Raw genomic sequence first — 22,815 nt, forward strand, 5'->3', positions numbered from 1 at the left:
TGTGCTCTCCCTGTGTGAGTTCGTAGGTCCGTAAGCCGCGGGGCCCGCAGGTCCGCAGGTCCGTGAAGCCGTCCTCCCGTGGTTCGTACGTCTGTCGACCCTGCTTGGCCCGCCGTGTCACGCACAAGCGCGACTTGCCCAAGATCGGAGCGGAGTCGCCGCCTCGGCGCCGGACGGTGGCCGAACTCCGCTGCTGTGACTCGTCCTTGGCCGTCGTTTGTGTGGGCTTCGAGTGCACACGGGCACGATGGACCGAGGATCTTGGCAAGCGTGCGGATCGTGGGGGGAATTCATGCAGTTCCGGTTGTTGGGGCCGATGGAGGTCGTCACCGAGGAGCGTCCGGTCGCGCTGGGAGGCACCAAGCAGCGGGCCACTCTGAGCTTCCTGCTGCTCCAGGCGAATCGTGTGGTCGCCACCAGCGAGCTGCTGAGAGCCCTGTGGTCGGTGGAGGACGCGCCGGCCACCGCGCGCAAGATCCTCCAGAACGCGATCTCCGGTCTGCGCGGGGTGCTTTCCTGCCCCCACGACGGCGATGCCGCCACCACCCTGCTGACCCAGGCCCCCGGCTACATGATGCGGGTGGACCCCGGCCAGGTGGACCTGTACCTCTTCAACGAACGGGTCGCCCGCGGCCGGGACAGGCTGGCCCAGGGCGACGCGACGTCGGCGGCGCGGCTCCTGCAGGACGCGCTCGGCCTGTGGCGCGGGCCCGTCCTGGCGGACCTGGTGGAGACCGGGATCGACTGGCCGGAGCTGACGGCGGTCCAGAACACGCGGTTGGACGTGATGGAGGACTACTGCGAGGCGCAACTGGCCTCCGGCCACCATCACGCGGTCCTGTCCGAGCTGGAGACCATGGTCCAGAACGAGCCGCTCAGGGAGCGCTCCTGCGGGCAGCTGATGCTCGCCCTCTACCGGTGCGGGCGGCAGGCCGACGCGTTGAACCTGTACAGCCGTACCCGTTCGGTACTGGTCGAGGACCTCGGCCTGGAGCCCGGCCGCGGCCTCCAGCGGCTCCAGCAGGCGATCCTGACGCAGGATCCCGCGCTGTCCCTGGCCGGGGACGCCACCGCCACCTGCGACCTCCTCGGCGAGGCGGCGACCGGCGCGGACGGCCACCGGGACGCCCTGCGGCTCTCCCCGCCGACGTCCCCTCCGATCTCCCCTCCGCCGTCCGCCGCCGCATCCACTGCGCCGTCGACCATGACGCCGAGTCCGATGCCCGCCGCGCCCGCCGAGGTGACGCCGGCCGCCCCCCGCACCACCCCCGGGCCGGGGGCCCGGGACCGCGTCGGAGAGGACCCGGCCGCCGCCGAGCGCCGGCAGGTCACCGTGCTGTCGGTACGGACCCGGCTGGCGCCGGAGCTCGCCGGCGAGGGCGACCGGCACCTCGACGACCTGCTCGACGGCGCCACCCTGGTGGTACGGGAACAGATCGAGCGGCGCGGCGGGACGATGACGGCTTCCCTGGGGTCCACCTCCTTGGCCCTGTTCGGCCTCGACGAGTCGGACCACGGCGACACCCACCAGGCGGTCCTGGCGGCCCTGGCCGTCCGGGATGTGCTCAACCTTCCCCCGGGGGACGGACACGACGGCGCGCAGCTGACCGTGCACGCCGCCGTGAACAGGGGCGAGGTGCTGCTGCGGGCCCGACACGGGGACGGCGCGCCGCCGGTCGTCGTCGGCGCGGTCCTGGACGAGTCGCAGGCGCTCCTCGCCCACGTACCGGCCGGTGAGGTCCGCGTCAGCGAGGCGGTATGGCGGGAGACGCGGCACGCCATCGCGTACGCCCCCGGTGACGCGCCGTCCGGCCGGCAGGCACTCGGGCCGAGTGAGCCGTCGCAGGAGGGGGACGGCGCGGGAGGTCCCGAGCAGGCGCACGAACTGGACGCCCTGCTGGGCCTGTTCGAACGGACCAGGCGACGCGCCGTGCCCCATCTCGTCACCGTGCTCTCGGATCCGGGAGCGGACCGGGACCGGTTCCTGCGGTCCCTGGCACGCCGGGTCACGGGCCCGGCCGGGTCCGGCCAGGCGGTCTTCCTGACCGGCCGCGCTCCCGCCACCCCGCACGACGATCCCCTCACGGCCCAGGCTCAGATCCTCTCCGCGTACTGCGGCGTCGGGCCCGGTGACACCGCGGAGCACGCCCGGCGCCGAGTCGCCGCCACGGTGCGCTCGCTCTTCCCGTCCGGGGACACGGCCGACCGGCTGCTGTACCGGCTCATGCCGCTCGTCGCCGCCACCGTCGCGTCCTGCTACGACGTGGCGGACGAGGGGGAGACGCTGGAGGCATGGCGCGTCTTCTTCGGCGAGGCGGCGAGGCGGCAGCCCGTGGTTCTCTGCGTCGACGACCTGCATCGCGCGGCCGACTTCGTCCTGGACGCCGTGGAGGACCTGGCCGAGTCGGTGGGTCCGGTGCCGCTGTTCGTCGTCGCCTCGGCGGGGCCGGAGCTGTTGCTGCGCCGCCCTGCCTGGGCGGGCGGCAAGAGCCGGATGACGACGGTCACGCTGCACCGGCCGGAGCGGCTCACCACGGAGAAACTGGTGGATCTTCTGCTGTCGACGTCACGCAACGAGAGGTCCCGCCCCGCCCGGCACGGGGAGTTCTCCGCGGTCTGAGAATTCCTGGTTACCCCGTCATGACTGCGCGATGAGAGGAGCCGAGAAAGGCGTTGGTACGGTCGCAACGGTCCGCCATGAGGGGCCCGTCGGCCCGAATCAGGATGTCTTTCTTCCGGCAGTCGAGAATGGGGATTCCATGAGCACCGTGTCCACTGAACGCGATCTGGCGGAGCCACATCTGCGTGAGACGCTCGGCACCGCCGGCCTGGACGTCGACTATGTGAGGGCCGAGGGGAACACGCTCTACCACCTGGACGAGAGCGGCAACGAAATTCCCGTCACCGACTTCGCGGGCGGCTACGGTTCCCTTCTCCTCGGGCACAACAACCCGGAGATAGTGGCGCGCGCGAAAGAAATACTCGACGCCCGGGCGCCGGTGCACGCGCAGTTCTCCAGGAATTCCCACGCGAGTACGCTCGCGGCCCGCCTGAACGACATCGTCCAGCGGGAGGCCGGGACCGACGAGCCCTATCTGGCGATCTTCGCCAACAGTGGCGCCGAGGCCATCGAGGCCGCCGTGAAACACGCCGAACTGGACCGTGTCCTGCGGGTGCAGGCGCTCGCCGAGGAGATCGGCGCCCACCTCGGCGCCGTGCGCGCGGCCGTCGCCGGTGGCGAGGCGAAGATCGGCGACGACGCCTGGGCCCGTGTCGGCCTGCCGGCCTCCGCGGCGGCCGGCGGCGCCGGTGGGATCGAGGAGCTGCTCGCCGCGGTGTCGCGCCACAACGAGCAGCGACTGACCGGCCCTCCGGTCTTCCTGACCCTGGAGGGCGGCTTCCACGGCAAGCTCATGGGCAGCGTCCAGCTCACCCACAACCCGGCCTACCGGACCCCGTTCGCCGCGCTCGGCGCGCAGGCCCGTTTCGTACCGCTGGGACGTCCGGGCGCCGTCCGGGAGGCGATCGAGGCCGAGCGGGCGACCGTCCTCGACCTGGTGGTCGACGGCGGTGTGGTCAGGGTCGTCGAGCGGGACTTCCCCTCGGTGTGCGCCTTCCTCTTGGAGCCGATCCAGGGCGAGGGCGGCATCGTGGAGGTGACACCCGAGCTGGCGCAGGAGATCCAGCGCGAGTGCGCGGCGATCGACTGCCCCGTCGTCGTGGACGAGATCCAGAGCGGCATGGGCCGGACGGGAGCGTTCCTCGCCGCCTCGTCGATCGGGCTGCGCGGCGACTACTACACGCTCGCCAAGAGCCTGGGCGGCGGTCTCGCGAAGATCTCCGTGATGCTCGTGCGCCAGACCCGCTACCGCAAGGAGTTCGAGCTGCTGCACAGCTCGACCTTCGCCAAGGACGGCTTCTCCGGTCTCGTCGCCCATCGGGTCCTGGACCTGCTGGAGGCCGACGGCGGACGGCTGTACGGCGTCGCCGCCGAGCGCGGGAACGCGCTGAAGTCGATGCTGGAGGGCGTCCGCGCGGACTTCCCCGAGGTGGTCAAGGACGTGCGGGGCCGGGGCCTGATGCTCGGGATGGAGTTCCACGACCAGGCGACGGCCTCGGCCCCGGGCATCGCGGGCATCGCCCAGGCGGGCTTCCTCGGCTACGCGCTCTCCGGCCATCTGCTGCGCGGCCATCGGATCCGCACGTTCCCGACGGCGAGCGCCGTGAACACCCTGCGCTTCGAGCCGTCCGTGTACCTGAGCGACGCGGAGATCCAGCAGCTCGAAACGGGGCTGCGCAGCGTCGCGGCCATTCTCCGGGACCAGGACGAGCAGCGGTTCTTCCAGCCCTGACGTCTCACCGTCATCCCGCCCCACCCCACACCGTCACCGTCACCGTCACCGAACATTGGAGCATTCGTCATGGCAGCCAGCCCCAACCCGTACGGTCTGGTGCTCACCGCTGAGGCCGAGACGCAGAACGAGGTCTTCCTCAAGGCGTTCAACTCAGGCGATGGCGCGATCTTCGACTCCCTCTACCACGAGGACTCGATCTCGAACCTCACCGGAGCCCCGCTCAGCGGCGAGGCGCGGACCGCGGCCATCAAGGAACTGCTGTCCCTGGGACCCCGCCTGGACTCCAGCGTCCGCTACGCCTACCGGGCCGGTGACACCGCGCTCGTCGTCGTCGCGTTCACGCTCGACTTCACCACGCCGGACGGGCAGGACGTCCATCTGGAGGGCAGCTGCACGGATGTCCTGCGCGAGGACGAGGACGGCGTCTGGTACATGGCGGTCGACCGCCCGGTCCTGAAGGACGAGGACCAGCTGCCCTGGTAGTCGGGCACGGGCCACGGCAGAGGCCCCGCACTCCCCGCAGAACGCTGGGGGTGCGGGGCCTCTGCCGTGGGCGGCCCGATCAGCCGGTCGCCGGGCCGGCGCCGCCGCCGGCGTGGCGCAGCACCCGGAGCAGGATGCGGGGACGCATGAGCGAGCCGGGACCGCTCATGAGGGAGACCACCCTGATGAAGGCGTCCGCGACGGTCGCGTCACGTGCCGCGGCCTTCTGGACGAGCGCCACATAGGCGTGGGCGACCCGGATCCTGAGGGTGCGCTCACCCTCGACGCCGGGGAAGGCGAGGTCGTTGAGGTTCATCGCCTCCCACGACGGGTCGACGGCGTCGCGGGCGAGGTCGCGGAAGTAGGCGCGGGCCCGGGGCGCCGTGCCGCGCCGGAGGTGGCGGCGCAGGGTGAGGGCGCCCAGGGCGGCGACGGTCATGCCCTGCGCGTAGGTCGGGTTGAAGCTGCACACGCCGTCGCCGGCCACCAGCAGGCCGGCGGGGAAACGCTCCAGGTGTTCGTACCGCCGCCGCAGGCTGACCGGGAAGCGGTACGCCACGGGCGCGTCCAGCGGCTCCGCCGACCGCGCGAACGCGGCCACGTCCGGGACGGCCAGGGACGTGAGGAAGCTGTCGAAGCCCGCCGGGTCGGTGGGCGGATGGTCACCGAGGATGCCGTACGCGGTCAGGACGAACCGGTCGCCCTCGATCCTCGTGCAGACCGCGCCACGCGGCTGCTCGGCGGAGGCGACGACGACCAGCGTGCGGCCGTCGTGGGAGGAGCCGGGGCGCATCCGGTAGTGGCGGGTCGCGTATCCCAGGCCGATCCTGGCCCGGTCCTCGGGCACCGCGGGATAGCCGAGCTCCTCCAGCCATACGGGGGTGCGCGAGCCCCGGCCGGTGGCGTCCACCACCAGGTCGGCCGCCAGCACGGTCGGCTCGGTGGCGGTCTCCTCGCCATGGGGCTGCACCCGTACGCCGACGACCCGGCCGCGGTCCGGCGTCGTGTCGAGGCCGACGACGTCGTGACGTTCGAGGAACGTCACGTTCGGCAGCGTCTCGACCCGGCCCCGGACGTACCACTCCAGGAAGGGACGCCCGGCGGCCACGGTCGCCATCGTGCTGGGCGCCTTGCTCAGGCGCCGCCCGTCGAAGTGCCAGTGCGCGTCGTTCACGGTGTCCTGGAGCTGTGCCCCCAGGGCCACCGTCTCGTCGGTGAAGCCGGGGAACAGCTCCTCGAGGATCTCACCACCTCGGGGCTGCAGCCCGTGCACCTGGCGGCCCTGCGGCACTCCCCTGCGGGGCTCGCGCATGTCCCGCAGCTCGTCCCGGTCCACCACGGTCACCCGGGCGAAGGCGTCGGCCAGGACGCGGGCCGTCAGCAGCCCCGACATCCCCGCGCCCAGCACCACGGCGTGGTCTCCGACGTGGTCGGTCATCGCTCGATCCCCTCCTGCGGGGTTGCGTGCCTGCGTATGTCGTCCAGCAGGCGGGCCTGCCGGAGGATCGCGGCGTCCGGTGGTGCCTGCGCCCGTACGGCGGCGACGAAGGCGGCGACGGTGTTGGCCACCTGGTCGTCCGGGGCCAGGACCACGTCCCGGGCGCCGTCGCGGTTCTCCAGGCGGATCACCGGCCGGTGGTCGGGGGGCGGGGTGAAGGCGCGGTCGACGGTGATCCGGCCCGTCGACCCGGACAGCTCGTAGGTGTTGCGGTAGCCGTGGTCCAGGCCGAAGGCCAGCTGCACGGTGGTTCCGCGGGCGTCGCGCAGCAGCGCCGCGCCCGCCGTGTCCACGGCGAATCCGGCGCCGCGGACGAGGTGGGCGCCGACCACCTCCAGGTCCGGTCCCTCCAGCTCCGGCCCCTCCAGCTCCGGTGCGAGCAGATGCAGCGCGGCCCGTAGCGGATACACGCCGGTGTCCGTCAGGGCGCCACCGCCGAGCTCCGGGCGGTAGCGGATGTCGTCCGCGTCCAGCCGGGGTACGGTGAACGCCGCCTGGAAGGCGCGTAGTTCGCCGATGGCTCCGTCGGCGAGGAGTTCCCGGACCGCGTCGTGCTGTGCGTGGTGGACGAACATGACGTTCTCCATCAGCGCCAGCCCCCGCTCCACGGCCAGCCGGGTGAGCGCCCGTGACTCGGCCAGGGAGAGCGTCAGCGGTTTCTCGGCCAGCACGTGCTTGCCCGCGAGCAGCGCGCGTTCCACCCAGGTCGCGTGCAGCGCGGCGGGCAGCGGCACGTAGACGGCCCGTACCTCGTCGTCGGCCAGGGCCGTGTCGTATCCGGTCATCGCCCGGCAGCCGAACCGCGCGGCGAGCTCCTTCGCCCGGTCGCCGTCGCGACCGGCGACGGCGGTGATCTCGACGTCCGGCGAGGCGGCGAAGGCGGGCAGCATGCGCCGGCGGGCGATGTCGGCGCAGCCGAGGACCGCGACGCGTACGGGATCGGGGCGGGCGGCGGCGTTCACAGGCGTACGCAGCCGGAGTTGAGGAGCGACAGCAGGGTGCGGGCCTGCACGTTGACGTAGTGGCCGTGCCGGACCAGGGAGGTGAGCTGGCCGGGGGTGACCCAGTGGTAGCCGGGAGGCGGGTCGGTGCGCGCCGTCTCCTCGTCCGCGTCGACGAAGAGGTAACGGCTCTCGGCGTTCAGGAAGCGGCCGCCCTCCTCCGAGTGCACCGCCTCGTAGCGGACGCGCGAGGGATCGGCGGCGAGCACCGATTCCAGGTACGGCGGCCAGCCGGAGCCGGCCACGTGCGCGTAGTTGTCCGGCGTGTACTGGACGGTCGGGCCGAGCTCCACCGTGTCGAGGAACCCGCCCTCCACGCGCGCGTGCGCCAGCAGGTGCGGCACCCCGTCCACGCGGCGGGTGAGGAAGGCGGTCACGCCCAGGCCCACCGGTTCGAAGAGCGGCTGCGTCCAGCCGGTGACCTCGCGGTTGCCGGCGGCCACGGAGACCGCGACGACCTGGAAGTACCCGCCGCCGGCGTGCTCGATGGCCATGTCGCCGCGCTTCCACTCGGCGACGTCCCGCAGCGGGATGCGCTCGGTGGTCACCTGGTGGCGGGAGCGTTCGGCGGTGAACCACGACAGCAGTTCGGTGTCCGACCGCAGCGCGCCGGGCTCGTCGTACGCCACCGGGGCGCAGGCGAGCACGGTCCGCGCGTCCATGTTCACCACGTTGTCCGCGCGCAGCAGTTCGCCGATCTGGCCCAGGGTGAGCCAGCAGAAGTCCTCGTCGACGGGGATGTCCTCGTCCGTCTCGACGATCATGTTCCGGTTGGACTTCTGGTGGAACCACGAGCCGTGCTCCGACTGGAGCGCGTCGGCGAGCACCCGGCGCCGCGCGGAGCGGTGGATGAAGTGGTCGATGTACTTGACGTCGGCGCCCTGGTGGGCCTTGGTGTAGTTGCTCCGCGTGGCCTGCACGGTGGGCGAGAGCTGGAGCAGGTTCCGGTTGCCCGGCTCCATCTTGGCCTGCATCAGGAAGTGCAGGACGCCGTCGAACTCCTTGGCCAGGATCCCGAGGATGCCGACCTCGGGCTGTTTGATGATCGGCTGCTCCCATGCGCGGAACGGGCCTTCGTCGCGGGTGACGCGCAGCCCCTCGACGGTGAAGAACCGTCCGCTGCGGTGCACCAGGTTGCCCGTCTCCGGGGCGAACGACCAGCCGTCCAGGTCCTCGAAGGGGATCCGGTCCACCCGGAAGTGGTGCGCCCGGCCCCGGGCGCCGAGCCAGTCGGCGAAGTCGCCGGTACGCAGGAAGGCACCCGACTCCTTCGCGGCGGCGGAGCGGGTGAGCCGGGTGGCGACCGAGTCGTCCTCGCGTGGCCGCAGCACGGCGGGTGCGCTCACGTGTGGGACCCCACGAATTCCTTGATGGAGGCGATGACGTACTGGAGCATCTCCTCGGTGAGCCCGGGGTAGACCCCGATCCAGAACGTCTGGTCGGTGATGAGGTCGCTGTTGGCGAGGTCGCCGACCACCCGGTGCGGCTGGTCGACGTAGGCGGGCTGACGGGTCAGGTTGCCGGCGAACAGCCGCCGCGTACCGATCTTGCGGCCTTCGAGGAAGTCCACCAGCGCGGCCCGGCTGAACGGGGCGTCCGGCTGGACCGTGATGACGAAGCCGAACCAGCTCGGGTCGCTGCGCGGGGTGGCCTCGGGCAGCAGCAGGTGCGGCACGTCCGCCAGGCCCTCGCGCAGCTGGCGCCAGTTGCGCCGCCGCGCGGCGCAGAAGTCGTCGAGCTTGGTCAGCTGGGTCAGGCCGAGCGCCGCCTGGAGGTCGGTGGCCTTCAGGTTGTAACCGACGTGCGAGAAGATGTACTTGTGGTCGTACCCCTTGGGCAGGTTGCCCAGCTGGTACTCGAAGCGCTTGAGGCAGGTGTTGTTCTTGCCCGGCTCGCACCAGCAGTCCCGGCCCCAGTCGCGCAGCGACTCCACCACGCGCGCGAGCTGGAGGTTGGAGGTCAGCACACAGCCTCCCTCCCCCATGGTGAGGTGGTGCGCGGGATAGAAGCTGACCGTCGTCAGGTCGCCGAAGCTGCCGGTCAGCTTGCCGTCGTAGAGCGTCCCCACCGCGTCGCAGTTGTCCTCGACGAAGAACAGGTCGTGGTCCTTGGCGAGTTGGGCGACCTCGGCGACCTCGAAGGGGTTGCCGAGCGCGTGGGCGATCATGATGGCCCGGGTCTTCGGGCCGATCGCCCGCGCCACCCGGTCCGCCGTGGTGTTGTACGTGCCCAGCTCGACGTCGACGAAGACGGGCACCAGGTTGTTCTGCACGATGGGGTTGACCGTGGTGGGGAAGCCCGCCGCGACGGTGATCACCTCGTCGCCCGGCTTCAGCCGCCGCTCGCCCATGACGTGCGAGGTCAGCGCGGTCAGGGCGAGCAGGTTCGCCGACGAGCCGGAGTTGGTGAGATGCGCCTTGCGCCGCCCGAGCTTCCGGGCGAAGGCCGACTCGAACTTGCGGGAGCTGGGCCCCGCGGCGATACGCATCTCCAGGGCGGCCTCGACCAGCGCGGCCCGGTCCTCCTCGTCCAGGACGGCGCCCGAGGGCCAGATCTCGGTGACCCCGGGCTCGAACGGCCCCGACGGATGGACGTCGTGGTGATACTTCCGGGCGTATTCCAGGACCAGCGCCTTGTGATCGCTCATGTCCGTCTTCCTCTTCCTCGAATGCGTCTGCGTCGTCAGCGGCTCAGGAGCAGATCGCGCAGCGACGTGTCCAGGTCACGGGCCGGCTTCCAGCCCAGTACGCGGTGTGCTTTGGCTATGTCGAGCTGCTGCCACTCGACGTCGGACCGGGCGGTGGCACCGGTGGTGGCCGTCTCCTCGACGACCGGAACGGCCAGGCCGCTGAGCGCTATGAGACGGTCGACGAGATACCGGGCCCGCACCGCCTCGCCCCTGCCGATGTTGATCACGTGACCGCCGACCGCCTCGCTCGGGGCGTCGGCGGCGGCCAGCACGGCGTCGGCCACGTCCCGTACGTCGACGAAGTCCCGCTCCGCCCGAAGGGGTCCGTACCGCAGCTCGGAGAGGGCGCCGGAGGCGACGTCGACCAACTGGTCGGCCACGGTGCGCAGCAGGCTGCCGACGGGAGCCCCGGGCCCGGCCACGTTGGCGACCCGGAGCACCACGGCCTCCAGGCCGGAGTCGGCGCAGGCCCTGGCGACCGACTCGGTCGCGCGCAGCTTGGTGCGTCCGTAGGGGGTGACCGGCGCCGCGGCGTGGTCCTCGGGGGTGCTGGTCCCCCGCGTGCCCGGCCCGTACTCGTGCACGGAGCCGAGCTGGACGAGGCGGGGCCGTGCGGGCACGGCCAGGACGGCCGCGACGAGCCGCTCGACGAGCTCGGCGTTGCCGCGGACCATGTCCTCCTCGGTCGCCCGCCACGCCCGCCCCGCGGCGTTGACCACGAGGGTGGCCCGCTCGGCGGCGAGCAGCTCGGCGAACCGGTGCTGCCCTTCGTCGGCCGTCAGGTCGATGCCCGCGTCTCCGGTCCGTGAGACGGAGACGACCCGGCGCCCGGTGGAACGGAGCTCGGCGGCGATGTGCTGCCCCAAGAATCCGGATCCGCCGAGGACGACGGCGGTCATGCCGCGTCCTGCTGGTGCTTGATCGCCTTCCACCAGCCGGGGTTGTCCCGGTACCAGGCCACCGTCGCGCCGAGGCCGTCCTCGAAGGAGATCCGCGGCTCGTAGCCCAGTTCGTCACGGATCTTGGACTCGTCGATCGAATAGCGCAGGTCGTGGCCCTTCCGGTCGGCGACCCACCGGACCATCGACTCGTCCGCGCCGCACAGCTCCAGGAGCCGATCGGTGATCTGCCGGTTGGTCTGCTCGTTGCCGCCGCCGATGTTGTAGATCTCGCCGGCGCGGCCGCGCGTCAGGACGGTGTGGATGGCCCGGCAGTGGTCGTCGACATGCAGCCACTCGCGAATGTTGCGCCCATCGCCGTACAGCGGAACGGACTCCCCCGCGAGCAGGTTGGTGATGAACAGCGGGATGAGCTTCTCCGGGTGCTGGTACGGCCCGTAGTTGTTGGAGCACCGGGTGATGGAGACGTTGAGGCCGTGGGTACGCCTGTAGGAGCGGGCGACCAGGTCGGAGCCCGCCTTGGACGCCGCATAGGGGGTGTTGGGCTCCAGCGGCCACGTCTCGGTCCACGAGCCTTCGGCGATCGAGCCGTACACCTCGTCGGTCGACACGTGCACCACCCGCTCGACGCCGGTGCGCAGGCATGCCTCGAGGACGCTCTGCGTACCGCCGACGTTGGTACGCACGAAGTCGGCCGCCGCCTCGAGGGAGCGGTCGACGTGGGACTCGGCGGCGAAGTGCACCACGGCGTCGTGGCCGGGCAGCAGGTCGAGCAGGAGCGGCAGGTCGCAGATGTCGCCCCGGACGAAGTCGAGCCGGGGGTCGTCCATGGGCAGGTTGCTCAGGTGGCCCGCGTAGGTGAGCTTGTCCAGGACGGTGACGCGGGTGTCCTCGTATCCCGGGTATCCGCCCGCGAGGAGGGTGCGCACGTAGTGCGAGCCGATGAAGCCGGCGCCGCCGGTGACCAGGATCCTCATGCCGCGACCTCGATTCGGGTGTGGTCGCCCACCACGAGCCGGTGGTGGGACTCCTCGTGCTCGCTGGGTCCGATGACCGCGGAGCGGCCGATCAGCGAGCCGTGCAGGCCGGGCACCCGCGAGATGGAGGCGTCGTCCATCACGATCGAGTCGGCCAGCCGGGTGGCGCGCAGCGTGCACCCGCGCCCGATGGCCGTGTACGGGCCGATCTGGGAGTCCTCGACGAGCGTGCCCGCGCCGATGACCGCCGGGCCCTCGATACGCGACCGCACCACGCGGGCGCCCACCTCGACGGTCACCGGGCCGATCAGCTCGCTGGCGCCGTCGACGTCACCCAGCACCTTCGGCACCCGGTCGGCGAGCAGCTTGCGGTTGCACGCCAGGACGTCGTCGACGCGTCCGGTGTCCTTCCAGTAGCCGTCGTACTCGCTGGCCCGGACGTCGGCGCCGGAGCTGACCAGCCACTGGATGGCGTCGGTGATCTCCAGCTCGCCGCGGGCGCTGGGGACGATGGAGTCCACCGCCTCGTGGATGGCGGGCGTGAAGAAGTAGACACCGATCAGCGCCAGATCGCTCTGCGGCTCCTTGGGCTTCTCCACCAGCCGGCGTACCGCGCCGTCCGCGTCGAGCTCGGCGACGCCGAAGGCGGTCGGGTCGGGCACCTTGTGCACCACGACGTGGGCGGCGGGTCGGTGATCCGCGAACGCGTCGGCGATGTCCTGGATCCCGTCGGGCAGCATGTTGTCCCCGAGGTACATCACGAAGTCGTCGTCCCCGAGGAACGGACGGGCCAGCGTCACGCAGTGGGCGAGGCCGAGCGGCTTCTCCTGCGGGATGTAGGTGATGCGGCAGCCGAATCGGAGGCCGTCTCCGATGGCATCGGCGATCTCGTCGCCCCAGTCACCGACGATGACCCCGATCTCGGTCACGCCGAGCGCGGCCACGTTCTCCAGGACGTGTTCGAGGACGGGCTTGTTGGCGACGGGGATGAGCTGCTTCGGCATGGAATAGCTGAACGGACGCAGCCGTGTGCCTGCGCCCCCGGACAGTACGAGAGCTTTCATGGTCACGTTCTCCTCGCGGCGGCGGACAGCGCATCCGGGCTGGTGTCTTTCCAGTGGGCGAAGGTGCCGAGGGATATTCCGTCGGCGACGCTCATCGCATGCGCATCCTTCTCGGATATCAACGGTGGTTCCGTGAAACCCCAGGGAAGGTCGAGGTCGGGATCGAGCGGGTTGATGTCGATCTGCGTGCCCGGGACATGGGCGCTGGAGAGCACATAGCAGATACAGGCGTCATCGGTGAGCGTGAGAAATCCGTGGCCGACGCCTTCCGGCACGAAGACGGATGTGCCCGAGTCGGCGTCGAGCACGGTCGAGTCGTACCGGCCGAACGTGGGTGAGTCGACTCGAAGGTCGACGACGACATCCCGCAGCGCTCCTCGGACACACGTCACGAACTTCGCCTGTCCGGGAGGTCGGGACACGCTGTGAATTCCCCGCAGCGTATTGCGGCGGGACACCGAGTAATTGATCTGCCGCGGGATGAACGGGTATCCGGTCGCGCGTTCCAGTTCGTCGGCGCGCCATCCCTCGTAAAAGCTTCCGCGCTCGTCGCGCAGGGCGTCCGGGGTGACGAGGAAGGCCCCGGGCACCTTGGTCGGAGTGATCCGCATGTGCCCCTCCCCTACGCCGGGACCCGATGGCGGGCGGTGAGTTCTTCGAGTGTGGGCACGAGGTCCATGGGGGACGGCACGGCCAGCGCGTCCCGCCGCAACGCGCGGGCACCCTCGCGGAACGACGGGTCGTGGACCACCCGGTCCAGCCGCTCACGCATCTCGGAGACGCTGTGCAGGTCCTGGTTGAGGATCAGCCCCGCGCCGCGCTCCTCGATGTGGCGCGCGAAGCTCCACGCGCCCATCGTGTTGTCGGTGACGGGGGTCCCCGGCCCGCGGTCCGCCAGCGTGATCAGTTGCGGTACGCCGTGGGCGACGGCGGCGCCGTGCGTGCCGCTGCCGCCGTGGTGGATCAGCGCCGAGCAGGTCGGCAGCAGCGGCGCGAGCGGGACGTAGGCGAGCGCCCTGACGTTGTCGGGGACCTTGCGCCCGGCGAGCTGCTCGTCGTCGAAGGTGGCGACGACGTCGATGTCCAGGCCGTCGACCGTCTCCAGCAGGTTGTCCACCCACCGCGTCCAGCTGCCGGGCGCGAAGGTGCGGACCGAGGATCCCAGGGTCACGGCCACCCTCGGCCGCGTGGGGGACTCGCGCATCCACGTGGGGAGGGAGGCCGGCCCGGTGTACGGGATCCAGCGCATCGGGACGGTCCGGGTACGGGTCGACAGGCGCATCGCGGCCGGCATCGGGTCGACGCTCCACTGCCCGAACAGCAGCTCCTCGTCGACCTGCACGCCGTGGTGGTCGGCCAGGCCCCGCACCAGGTCGGCGAGCGGTCCTCGGGGGCCGTGCGGCCCGTGGGCGCCCGGCCCCGTACGGGCGTCGATCCGGTCCTGGGCCCAGGCGTGGTAGTCCTGGCCCCACAGCAGCCGTGCGTGCGCGGCGCCGGTCAGCCGTGCCGCGATCGCGGAGGAGGGCCAGATGGGGTCCCACAGGACGAGGTCGGGCTGCCAGCGGTCGGCGAAGTCGATCAGCTCGTCCAGCAGGGCCGGGTGGTCGTGTGGGCCACCGTGGGCGGGGTGGAACATGCGTGCCGCCGACAGGGGGAACTGACGGAAGGTCTGCCAGTGCCGGCCGTCGGCCTCGTCGAGCGCCAACTCCTTCTCCAGGTGATCGAGTTCCCCCTCGAAGCGCTCGGCGGACGTTTCCCGGGCGCGGATTTCCTCCAGAGATCCCACCGAGAGTTCCGGGCCGCCGAGCGACACCCCGGTGAGGCCGATCGCCCTGGCGCTCTCGGCCGTCGTGCGCAGACCCGCCACGCGTACGTCGTGCCCCGCCGCCTGCAGTGCCGCGGCGAGTGAGTAGGTCGGTAAAAGATGTGCCTGTGCGGGCCACACCGTGAACAACACCCGCATGACCCTCCCCCGTTCCCTCGTCATATCTGCAAACTAGTCGAGCGGGCGGCACCCCTGAGTAATCGGTGAGTAATCAGGAAGAAGGGCTTGAATAAGAACGAAAAAGGGGTCGGCTCGTCGCGCCGGAACGAATTCCGACGCGACGAGCCGACCCAGGAGAAGGCCGATTGAGGCTACTTCTTGTTCTTTGCCTTCACCTTCTCGAAGGTGCGGGCGAAGGAGTCGTTGCCGTAGCCCTCGGCGACGAGCTCGTCGGCGGCCGCCTTGACCGGCTCCAGCCAGGAGGCGTCGACGCCCAGTTCCTTGCTCGCCTGGAGGATGTGACCGAGCGCGAGCTGGTTGGTGTTGACGTTGGAGATCTCGGTCGCGTAGTCGGCCTCGTCGATGACGCGCGCCTGGTCCTGGCTCGCGATGGCGGCGGAGACGACGTACTGCACCCACGTGTTGACGTAGGGCTGGAACTCCTGGGCGGAGATGCCCGCGGTGTTGACCAGCGCGTGCGCGTGGCCCCAGCCCTGGCCGGCGGCGTACAGGACGGTGAGCAGCGCCAGGTCGAAGATCAGGGGGACCCCGGTGTCCTCGCTGACGTGGACGGACGCGCCACCGAGCTCCAGCAGCAGCGGCTCGTGGGCCTCGAAGACCGCCTTCTTGCCGCCGTAGAAGAACTGCCCCATCGGCGTACCGACCAGCGGCGGGATCGCCATGATCGCACCGTCGAGGTAGGAGATGCCGTGCTCGGCGGCCCAGGCGGCCGTCGACCGGGCGTCGTCGGGCGTACCCGTGGTGAGGTTGATGAGGGTCTTGCCCGCCAGCTCGGCGGCCAGCGGGTCGATCAGGTCGCGCGTGACCTCGTACGTGGACACGCACACGATGACGACGTCGCTCGCGGCGACCGCTTCGGCGACGGAGCCGGCGAGCTTCGCACCCTCGGCGACGAGCGCGTCGGCCTTGTCGGCGGACCGGTTCCACACCGTGGTCGGGTGACCATTCTTCAGAACAGTCGCGGCAAGCGCCTGGCCCATGAGACCGAGACCGACGACTGACACAGGAGCGTTGTTGTTGGACATAGAGCGATGTCTCCTAGTGGAAAATTGGTATCCGGACGCCATTCGTTGAGATCGTAGGCAGCGCTTTCGCCGCCCCTCAAGTACTTACAAAAAAGTAAGTGAGGCGCCCTGGAGAGATTTCAGGTCATCCTGGATTGACGTCGGAGGTCGGCACCAGGGCGTTATACGGCCACTCTCCTGGCCAGTTCCAGCGCCTGCTTCGCCGCTCGGAAACCCGACTCGACCGCGCCGTCCACGTACCCCGCCCAGCCGGTGGCGATGTCGCTGGTGGCGAACGTCAGCCGGCCGACCGGCTGCTGCACAGCACGCAGCTTCGTGGTGAGCTGGCCCGGCCGGCGGAACGTCCAGCCGCCGAGCGAGAACTCGTCGCGGCCCCAGTGCTGCGCCTTCACCGACACCACGTTCAGGGTCGGGTCGAGCTGGCGCACCGCCGCACGCACCTGCTCCAGGTTGTTTCCGTCCAGCGTCGGATCGGCACTGAACCCCACCGCGATCTGCCCGTCGGGCAGGATGTGCTGGGTCAGCATCGACACGAGCTTGTAGCCCTCGGGCGCCTGGGCCACGAAGCGGCCGATGTTCGCGCCGCGCAGCTGCATGTAGATCTTCTGGGCGGACTGGACCGCCATGCCTTCCTTGGACAGGGTGAGGAACTCGCTCGGCAGCCCCGCCGTCCCGAAGTTGATGTTCTTCCACACGTTCGCCGGCAGCGCCACCACAGCGACCTTGGCCGAAATGCGCTGCCCCGCACGGGTGGTGATCTGCACACCCGCGTTGGTGTTCTCGATGCGCGAGACCGGGGTGCTCAGCTGGAACCCGGAGAGCTTCGCATCGTCGAGCATGGCCTGCAGGAGGCCCTTCATCCCGGTGGCGGGGCGGTCCACGTTGACCCCCATGAACCCGCCGTAGTTCCGCCCGGACAGCGCCCACCAGTGGGCCAGCATGGTGTACGCGCCGTACGTGCTGCTGCCGCCGGAGTAGCCGCCGGTGATGGCGCTGACCCAGCGGTCGTCCTCCTCGCTGAGCCGCAGCTGGTCGAGCCGGTCGCGCAGCGACAGCTTGTCCGGCTCGATGAGGCCCGCCTGGTTGAAGAACGGTTCGTACGGACGCGGGAAGAAGCCCTCGGTCCCCTCCATCACCTTGCCGAGCAGGGTCGCCTCGCGAGCGAAGACCTCGTCGGGCGTGTACGTCGCCACGCCCTCGGGGCCGGGGTAGATGGCCCGGTCCATCGGATCGGTGTCCGACACGATCGGAATCCTGTAACGCTGCGCCTCGCGCCAGACGTTGACCTGGATCTCGTCGATCCAGGTGCCGCCGAACTCGACCTGCTTGCCCAGAAACGTGCTGGTCCAGGTGCGCCCCCCGATCCGATTGCGCGCCTCGACCAGCAGCGTCCGCAGGCCGTTCGCCTGCAGCTCGCGAGCGGCGGTGACCCCCGCGAATCCCGCGCCGATCACGATGGCGTCGTATCCCGGCGTACCGTCGGCCGCGGCAGCCGACGCGGCCCCGAGGCCGACCGCCCCGGCCCCGGCGGCCACTGCGGAGCCGGCCGCAACCTTGAGCAGCGAGCGCCGCGAGGGACGCCGGCCGGGTATCGGAGCGAGCAAATTCCGTGCAGTATCCATGATTCCTTCCCAGGTCGCCGAAACCCCCGGGCGGGCCGCCTGACGGGCCCGGCTGGGGGTTCCGGAGGTATGAGGTCCGCTACCGCCGACGGCGGCCGGTTTCAGAGGAGTTCGGTGTCCGGGTCGAGCCCGAGCAGCACGCGGCCGTGCACTTCCAGGTTGGTGTGGGGCGCCATCATCCCGTGCAGGGAGAGGCCCATCATGTCCCGGTAGAACCGCTGGAACGGGGCCTTGCGGGCGATGGCCGACGCCCCGCTCACCGAGTGCAGCTCCGCCACGGCCTCCTTGGTGAGCTGGAGCGCGTAACCGCACTGACCGCGGATCGCGGCCCGCTCCTCGAGGGTGGGCTGCTCGCCGGCGTCGGCACGGTCCTGGAGGACCTTCAGGTATCCGGCGGCGAGCCCCTCCGCCGCGGCGATCTTGTTGGCCGCGGTGGCGACCTTGATCTGGGTCAGCGGGTGCTGCGACTGGTCCTCGTGGTGCGTGTACGCGATCGGCCGGCCCTTGACCTGGCCGACGAACAGCTCCAGGGCGGCCTTGGCCATACCGATGTACGCCCCCACGGAGGCGGCCATGACGACCCCGACGAGCCCGTAGTTCCGGCCGGTGGCGCCGGTGTTGGACCGGTCCCCGGACGTGCCGTTGACGGCGTCCTCGCCACTGGCGACCCGGTGCGCGGGGACGAAGACGTTCTCGGCGGTCACCGTGGAGCTGCCGGTACCCTGCGCGGCCGTCACGTCCCAGTCGTCGGCGATGGACAGCTCCGCCATCGGCACGATCGCGAAGACCTGCTCGTACTGGCCGTCCGGATGCTCCAGGAGCGCGGCCAGGAGGTCCCAATGAGCGGCTCGGCAACCCGAGTTGAAGCGCCAGCTGCCGTTGAGGAGGTAGCCGCCCTCGGTCGGCGTCACCATTCCACTGGGGGTGAAGCCGCCGGAGATCCGCACCGAAGGCTCGGCGAACACCTCCTCCTGGGTGCGGTCGGGGTAGAGCGTGGCCATCCACCCGCTGGTCACCCAGGCGACCGACAGCCAGCCGGTCGAGCCGCAGCCGCGCGCGATCTCGGTGAAGATCTCGACCTGGTCGGCCAGCGGCAGGTCGAGGCCCCCGAAGCGCCGGGGCACCGCGGCCCGGAACACCCCGGCCTTCTCCAGGAGCTCGACGTTCTCCTCCGGGACCCAGCGACGCTCCTCGGCCGCGAGGCCATTCTCCCTCAGCTTCGGGACGAGGTCCGTCACTGCCTTCAGTACAGCTGCGGTCTCCGTGTCAGCCGCGGTCATCCTGTTTCTCCTTGCGGTTGGTGTGGCGGAAAGACGAGGGGGTGGGGATCGTGCGGGATGTGCTCCACGGCTACTTCGTGTGCTCCGCGGTCAGCCGTTCCAGCTGCGGAACGATGTCGTTCGGGGTGGGTGTCGCCAGGAGGTCGCGGCGGACCGATTCCGCGCCGGCGCGGAATCCCGGCTCCCGCAGCACACGCAGCAGCTGCCCGCGCATGTCCGCCACGGTCGAGTTCGCCGGGTCGAGCGCGAGACCGGCGCCGCGCTCCGTCACGTACCGCGCGGTCGACCGGGAGTGCCACCAGTTGTGGTCCTGGAGCAGGAGCAGCTGGGGCACGCCGAAGGCCGCGGCGGCCGCGGAGATGCCGTACCCGCCGTGGTGGATCACCGCGGAGCAGGTGGGCAGCAAGGCGGTGTACGGGACGTAGTCGACCACCCGGAAGTTGTCCGGCACCCGCTGGCCCGCCAACTGCCGGCTGTTGAGCGCCGCCACCACCTCGACGTCGAGGCCACCGGCGACCTCCAGCATCGTCGCGACCAGCCGTGCCTGCTCGTCCGCCCCGAACTCGTAGTCCCGGGAGGTGGTGCCAAGCGTCAGCGCCACCCGCGGGCGCTCCGGGGGGCCGTACAGCCACTCGGGCAGGACGTCCGCGCCGCCGTAGGGGAGCGCCTGGACGGACACGGTCCTGGTGCTCGTCGGAAGCCTCATCCCCGGGGGGATGGGGTCGACGGTCCACTGCCCCAGCAGCAGCTCGTCGTCCACGGTGAGGCCGTACCGCGCGGCGACCGGCTCGGCCATCTCGACCAGCGGGTCGCGCAGGCCCTGCTCGGCCAGTTCGGGGCGCTCGTCGAAGCGGTCCTTGACCCAGCCGAAGTAGTCCTCCCCCCACATCAGCCGTGCGTGGGCGGCGCCGCTGACCCGGGCCGCCACCGGACCGGCGAGCCAGGTCGGATCCCACAGGATCAGGTCCGGCCGCCACTGGGTGGCGAACCCGACCAGGCGGTCCACGAGTGAGGGAGGTTCGGCGTCGGCGTCCTCGGCGAGACCCGCGACGGGGTAGAAGATGGACATCGGTGGCATGACGATCGACCGGAACTCCCGCCACACCGCGCCGTCCTCGACGCCGAGGGCCAGCCTCTCGGTGATCAGATCCAGCTTCTCCTCGTCCACCCGCATCGGCGGGAAGTAGTCCTCGTCGCCGAGTGGTACGGCGGTGAGACCCGCGGCGAGGATGGGTCGCGTGGCATCCGGATGCGTGGACGCCACGCGGACCTCGTGCCCCGCACCCTGCAGGGCCCGGGCCAGCGGCACGACCGCGTGCACATGGGCCTTCGCGGGAAGGACGGTGAGCAGAACGCGCATGAAGGTTCCCTCTCGGCGTGCGCTTTCGGTCGATCGTCTCCGTCGTTCGGCCCGTCGCACCGGACGGACCGGCCGACAGGACGCCGGAGACGGTTAGTTGAGGAATCCGTAGACCTTGCTGATGCGCCCGTCCTCGAAGACCACGGCGTCCGTGCCGCTGGCGGCGGCGGCCGGCGCGCCGGGCGCGCCCCAGCGCCAGGTGAACAGGGCGAGGTTGTTGTGCGCGTTGAGGACCGCGACGAGGGAGAAGGCGTACTCGGCGAACTCCTGGTGGAAGTAGGCCATGTACTCGTCGAGCCCCGCGTGGCCCTGGACCGGGGCGTCGAGGTTGTTGTCGATGTACGAGCCGTCCTCGGCGAAGACCTCGGCGATCTGCTCCCTGCGCAGCCCGCCGTCACGTTCGTTCCAGGTGTCGATGTACTTCTGGATGATCTCGGAGGCGTTCTTGATGTCCATGCTCACTTCGGCAACCGCCTTGGTCGTGTCGTGGAGGGGTGGGCGGGCCGGTGGGGCGGCCCGGTGGTTCAGGAGGCGGCGCGGGAGCCGCGCAGGATCCGGGTCAGCATCCCCGGGCGCATCAGCGTCGTGGGCGGATCGATGAGTCCGACGACGCGCAGGAACGCCTCGGTCACCGCGCCGTCCCTGGTCGAGGCCGCCTGGACGCGGGACGTGAGCGCGTGCGCCATGCGCGTCGACAGGGTGCGCCTGCCCTCGACTCCGGGGAACGCGAGGTCGTTGATGGTCATCGCCTCCCACGGCCCGTCGACCGCCCGGTGCGCGACGTCCCGGAAGTAGGCGCCGGCGACGGGGGCCGACCCCGAGGCCAGGTGCTCGCGCAGGACCAGCGCGCCGAGCGAGGCGACCGTCATGCCCTGCGCGTACGTCGGGTTGAAACTGCACACGCTGTCGCCGGTGGCCAGCAGCCCCTCGGGAAAGCGCGCCACCCGCTCGAAGTGGCGCCGGACACTGACCGGGTACTTGAAGGCGACCGGGTCCTCCAGCGCCTCCTGGTCCTGCACCGCCTCGTAGATGTCCGGCACGGCGAGCGACTTCAGGAAGACCCGGAAGCCGTCCCGGTCCGTCGGCGGGTGGTCACCGAGGATGCCGTACGCGGTCAGGGTGACCAGGTCGTCCTCGACCTTGGTCATGATCGCGCCGCGCGGCAGGTCGGCGGAGGCGATGACGGCGATGGAGATCTCGTCGTCGTACGGGTCGGAGGTCAGCCGGTAGCGGCACGTGGTGTAGCCGACGCCGACCTTGAGCCGGGACTCCTCGACACGGGGGAAGCCGAGGTCCTCCAGCCAGGCCGGCACGCGGGAACCGCGGCCCGTGGCGTCGACGACAAGGTCGGCGCCGATCGACTCCTCCGCCGTGCCGCCACCGTGGGCCTGCACCCGCACTCCGGTCACCCGGGCGCGGTCGGGCGTGGTCTCCAGGCCGAGGATGTCGTGGCCTCCCCGGAACACCACGTTCGGCAGGGTGGCGACCCGCTCGTAGACATGGCGTTCCAGGAAGGGGCGGCTCGCGGCCACGGCGCGCAGCCCGGTGCGAACCCGGCGCGGCTGCTTGCCGTTGAAGTACCAGCGGGTGTGGAAACCCACGTCGCCGGTGGCCGCACCGGCGGCGATCATCTCGTCGCTGATGCCGGGGAACAGCTCCTCGATGACCTGCTGGCCACGTGCCTGCAGGGCGTGCAGGTGCCGGCCCTGGGGAACGCCGCGCCGCACCCGGTGGTCCCCGGTGAGCTCGTCGCGATCCACCACCGTGACCTTCTCGTACGCGTCCGACAGCACGCGGGCGGCGAAGAGCCCCGACATGCTGCCGCCGAGCACGACCGCGTGCTCTCCGACGCGTTGACGCGCTGGGGTCATCTCAGTGCTCCTCAAGTTTCAGGGTCCGCTGCTTCGACCGGCCGTACGGCGTCCGACGTTGTCCGTGATGAGGCCTGGGGGCGTTACTTCGACTCGCCGTACGGGTCGTCGATCGCGTAGCGCCAGTTGCCGTCCTCGCCGCGGCGCAGCACGTCGAGTCCCACGCCTTCGCCGTTCTCCTTGGAGCCGTCGGCGTGGACGATCTCCATCGTCCAGTCGACGACGAGGAGGGCGGTGTCACCTGTCACGTACGCGTGCCGGGTCGTGGCCGTCATGACGGGCTTCAGCTTGAGGAACTCCTCGACGTAGACCTCGCGCTCCCGCCCGGTGAGCGGCTTGCCCTTCTCCCACGCGGCCACGGCCTCGGGGGTGTACATGGCGTTGACCGCCGTCGCGTCCCCGGAGTTGATGGCCCGGACATAGAGATCGGTGTGCTTTTCGGCGTCGCTGGTGAGCTCGATATTCGCCATGATGCAGTCCGCTCCGCTTCCTGTGGACTTCTCGGTAAACGTGTGCTCGGATGAAGTCGGAGAGACCGTAACCGGTCAGCTCCCATTAGCCGCTCATCGGCAAGTAACAGGCTCCCCACCACGCTGTTCGTCGGGTGATTACTGCCCCGTGACTGGCGACTGAGAGGGGCCGGAGCGCCTCACTGTTACTGTCCTGAGGAAGCCTGTCCGGGTTGC

General features: G+C 70.8%; 19 protein-coding genes. 3 read left to right on the forward strand and 16 right to left on the reverse strand.

All coding sequences use genetic code 11. The annotated features are described in order from the left end of the window. Positions 1-292: 292 nt before the first annotated feature. From ACIPPS_RS32045 to ACIPPS_RS32055, 3 genes are all read left to right on the forward strand, one after another. Positions 293-2,620: a BTAD domain-containing putative transcriptional regulator gene (locus ACIPPS_RS32045; protein ID WP_401439532.1), complete on the forward strand. Its 2,328-nt coding sequence runs from the start codon at positions 293-295 to the stop codon at positions 2,618-2,620. A 139-nt stretch (positions 2,621-2,759) separates the two neighbouring features. Continuing rightward, the gene (locus tag ACIPPS_RS32050; RefSeq protein WP_401439535.1) at positions 2,760-4,352 is read left to right on the forward strand and encodes an aspartate aminotransferase family protein; all 1,593 of its coding nucleotides are present in this window, start codon (positions 2,760-2,762) and stop codon (positions 4,350-4,352) included. A 69-nt stretch (positions 4,353-4,421) separates the two neighbouring features. Continuing rightward, positions 4,422-4,838, forward strand: a complete 417-nt coding sequence (locus tag ACIPPS_RS32055) for a YybH family protein (protein WP_401439537.1) — start codon at positions 4,422-4,424, stop codon at positions 4,836-4,838. A 79-nt stretch (positions 4,839-4,917) separates the two neighbouring features. Here the strand turns inward: ACIPPS_RS32055 and ACIPPS_RS32060 are convergent, their stop codons facing one another. The 16 genes from ACIPPS_RS32060 to ACIPPS_RS32135 form a co-directional block, all read right to left on the reverse strand. Continuing rightward, positions 4,918-6,276, reverse strand: a complete 1,359-nt coding sequence (locus ACIPPS_RS32060; RefSeq protein ID WP_401439539.1) for an FAD-dependent oxidoreductase — start codon at positions 6,274-6,276, stop codon at positions 4,918-4,920. Further along, positions 6,273-7,298, reverse strand: a complete 1,026-nt coding sequence (locus tag ACIPPS_RS32065) for a Gfo/Idh/MocA family protein (RefSeq protein ID WP_401439541.1) — start codon at positions 7,296-7,298, stop codon at positions 6,273-6,275. The genes ACIPPS_RS32060 and ACIPPS_RS32065 overlap by 4 nt, the downstream gene beginning before the upstream one ends. Next, entirely contained in the window at positions 7,295-8,683 is a 1,389-nt protein-coding gene (locus ACIPPS_RS32070) for an NDP-hexose 2,3-dehydratase family protein (protein ID WP_401439543.1), read from the reverse strand. Before ACIPPS_RS32070 ends, ACIPPS_RS32065 begins: the two co-directional genes overlap by 4 nt. Beyond that, positions 8,680-9,984 carry a lipopolysaccharide biosynthesis protein RfbH gene (rfbH, locus tag ACIPPS_RS32075; RefSeq protein ID WP_401439545.1) on the reverse strand — a complete coding sequence of 435 codons (1,305 nt, stop codon included), beginning with the start codon at positions 9,982-9,984 and terminating at the stop codon, positions 8,680-8,682. The genes ACIPPS_RS32070 and rfbH overlap by 4 nt, the downstream gene beginning before the upstream one ends. Positions 9,985-10,019: 35 nt before the next feature. Next, the gene (locus ACIPPS_RS32080; protein WP_401439547.1) at positions 10,020-10,925 is read right to left on the reverse strand and encodes an NAD-dependent epimerase/dehydratase family protein; all 906 of its coding nucleotides are present in this window, start codon (positions 10,923-10,925) and stop codon (positions 10,020-10,022) included. Beyond that, on the reverse strand, positions 10,922-11,902 hold the full coding sequence (gene rfbB, locus ACIPPS_RS32085) for a dTDP-glucose 4,6-dehydratase (RefSeq protein WP_401439549.1): 981 nt from the start codon (positions 11,900-11,902) through the stop codon (positions 10,922-10,924). Before rfbB ends, ACIPPS_RS32080 begins: the two co-directional genes overlap by 4 nt. Further along, complete coding sequence (locus tag ACIPPS_RS32090) at positions 11,899-12,966, reverse strand: glucose-1-phosphate thymidylyltransferase (protein ID WP_401439551.1); 1,068 nt, start codon at positions 12,964-12,966, stop codon at positions 11,899-11,901. The genes rfbB and ACIPPS_RS32090 overlap by 4 nt, the downstream gene beginning before the upstream one ends. A 2-nt stretch (positions 12,967-12,968) precedes the next feature. Further along, entirely contained in the window at positions 12,969-13,577 is a 609-nt protein-coding gene (locus tag ACIPPS_RS32095; protein ID WP_401439554.1) for a dTDP-4-dehydrorhamnose 3,5-epimerase family protein, read from the reverse strand. An 11-nt stretch (positions 13,578-13,588) separates the two neighbouring features. Beyond that, positions 13,589-14,929: a nucleotide disphospho-sugar-binding domain-containing protein gene (locus ACIPPS_RS32100; RefSeq protein ID WP_401439556.1), complete on the reverse strand. Its 1,341-nt coding sequence runs from the start codon at positions 14,927-14,929 to the stop codon at positions 13,589-13,591. A 173-nt stretch (positions 14,930-15,102) separates the two neighbouring features. Then, positions 15,103-16,038, reverse strand: a complete 936-nt coding sequence (locus ACIPPS_RS32105) for an NAD(P)-dependent oxidoreductase (RefSeq protein WP_401439558.1) — start codon at positions 16,036-16,038, stop codon at positions 15,103-15,105. 119 nt (positions 16,039-16,157) lie between these two features. Next, positions 16,158-17,618 (reverse strand): flavin monoamine oxidase family protein, encoded by a 1,461-nt coding sequence (locus tag ACIPPS_RS32110; RefSeq protein ID WP_401439561.1) that lies wholly within the window; start codon positions 17,616-17,618, stop codon positions 16,158-16,160. A 101-nt stretch (positions 17,619-17,719) separates the two neighbouring features. Continuing rightward, positions 17,720-18,898, reverse strand: coding sequence for an acyl-CoA dehydrogenase family protein (locus ACIPPS_RS32115; RefSeq protein WP_401439563.1), 1,179 nt, complete (start codon positions 18,896-18,898; stop codon positions 17,720-17,722). 70 nt (positions 18,899-18,968) lie between these two features. Continuing rightward, entirely contained in the window at positions 18,969-20,258 is a 1,290-nt protein-coding gene (locus tag ACIPPS_RS32120) for a nucleotide disphospho-sugar-binding domain-containing protein (RefSeq protein ID WP_401439566.1), read from the reverse strand. A 93-nt stretch (positions 20,259-20,351) separates the two neighbouring features. Further along, positions 20,352-20,714, reverse strand: a complete 363-nt coding sequence (locus tag ACIPPS_RS32125; protein WP_401439568.1) for a nuclear transport factor 2 family protein — start codon at positions 20,712-20,714, stop codon at positions 20,352-20,354. A 68-nt stretch (positions 20,715-20,782) separates the two neighbouring features. After that, on the reverse strand, positions 20,783-22,129 hold the full coding sequence (locus tag ACIPPS_RS32130) for an FAD-dependent oxidoreductase (protein ID WP_401439571.1): 1,347 nt from the start codon (positions 22,127-22,129) through the stop codon (positions 20,783-20,785). Positions 22,130-22,212: 83 nt separating this feature from the next. Next, positions 22,213-22,599, reverse strand: a complete 387-nt coding sequence (locus tag ACIPPS_RS32135; protein WP_401439574.1) for a YybH family protein — start codon at positions 22,597-22,599, stop codon at positions 22,213-22,215. Positions 22,600-22,815 lie beyond the last annotated feature (216 nt).

The sequence above is a fragment of the Streptomyces sp. NPDC090127 genome (genome assembly GCF_044746945.1).
In the GTDB taxonomy this organism is placed as follows: domain Bacteria; phylum Actinomycetota; class Actinomycetes; order Streptomycetales; family Streptomycetaceae; genus Streptomyces.

Excerpts from the sequence above, each read along its gene's own strand:
- ACIPPS_RS32090 (WP_401439551.1), bottom strand. The coding sequence starts at position 12,966 with ATGAAAGCTCTCGTACTGTCCGGGGGCGCAGGCACACGGCTGCGTCCG.
- rfbH (WP_401439545.1), bottom strand. The coding sequence starts at position 9,984 with ATGAGCGATCACAAGGCGCTGGTCCTGGAATACGCCCGGAAGTATCAC.
- ACIPPS_RS32060 (WP_401439539.1), bottom strand. The coding sequence starts at position 6,276 with ATGACCGACCACGTCGGAGACCACGCCGTGGTGCTGGGCGCGGGGATG.
- ACIPPS_RS32125 (WP_401439568.1), bottom strand. The coding sequence starts at position 20,714 with ATGGACATCAAGAACGCCTCCGAGATCATCCAGAAGTACATCGACACC.
- ACIPPS_RS32095 (WP_401439554.1), bottom strand. The coding sequence starts at position 13,577 with ATGCGGATCACTCCGACCAAGGTGCCCGGGGCCTTCCTCGTCACCCCG.
- rfbB (WP_401439549.1), bottom strand. The coding sequence starts at position 11,902 with ATGAGGATCCTGGTCACCGGCGGCGCCGGCTTCATCGGCTCGCACTAC.
- ACIPPS_RS32135 (WP_401439574.1), bottom strand. The coding sequence starts at position 22,599 with ATGGCGAATATCGAGCTCACCAGCGACGCCGAAAAGCACACCGATCTC.
- ACIPPS_RS32045 (WP_401439532.1), top strand. The coding sequence starts at position 293 with ATGCAGTTCCGGTTGTTGGGGCCGATGGAGGTCGTCACCGAGGAGCGT.
- ACIPPS_RS32110 (WP_401439561.1), bottom strand. The coding sequence starts at position 17,618 with ATGGATACTGCACGGAATTTGCTCGCTCCGATACCCGGCCGGCGTCCC.
- ACIPPS_RS32115 (WP_401439563.1), bottom strand. The coding sequence starts at position 18,898 with ATGACCGCGGCTGACACGGAGACCGCAGCTGTACTGAAGGCAGTGACG.
- ACIPPS_RS32105 (WP_401439558.1), bottom strand. The coding sequence starts at position 16,038 with ATGGCGTCCGGATACCAATTTTCCACTAGGAGACATCGCTCTATGTCC.
- ACIPPS_RS32130 (WP_401439571.1), bottom strand. The coding sequence starts at position 22,129 with ATGACCCCAGCGCGTCAACGCGTCGGAGAGCACGCGGTCGTGCTCGGC.
- ACIPPS_RS32050 (WP_401439535.1), top strand. The coding sequence starts at position 2,760 with ATGAGCACCGTGTCCACTGAACGCGATCTGGCGGAGCCACATCTGCGT.
- ACIPPS_RS32100 (WP_401439556.1), bottom strand. The coding sequence starts at position 14,929 with ATGCGGGTGTTGTTCACGGTGTGGCCCGCACAGGCACATCTTTTACCG.
- ACIPPS_RS32055 (WP_401439537.1), top strand. The coding sequence starts at position 4,422 with ATGGCAGCCAGCCCCAACCCGTACGGTCTGGTGCTCACCGCTGAGGCC.
- ACIPPS_RS32080 (WP_401439547.1), bottom strand. The coding sequence starts at position 10,925 with ATGACCGCCGTCGTCCTCGGCGGATCCGGATTCTTGGGGCAGCACATC.
- ACIPPS_RS32120 (WP_401439566.1), bottom strand. The coding sequence starts at position 20,258 with ATGCGCGTTCTGCTCACCGTCCTTCCCGCGAAGGCCCATGTGCACGCG.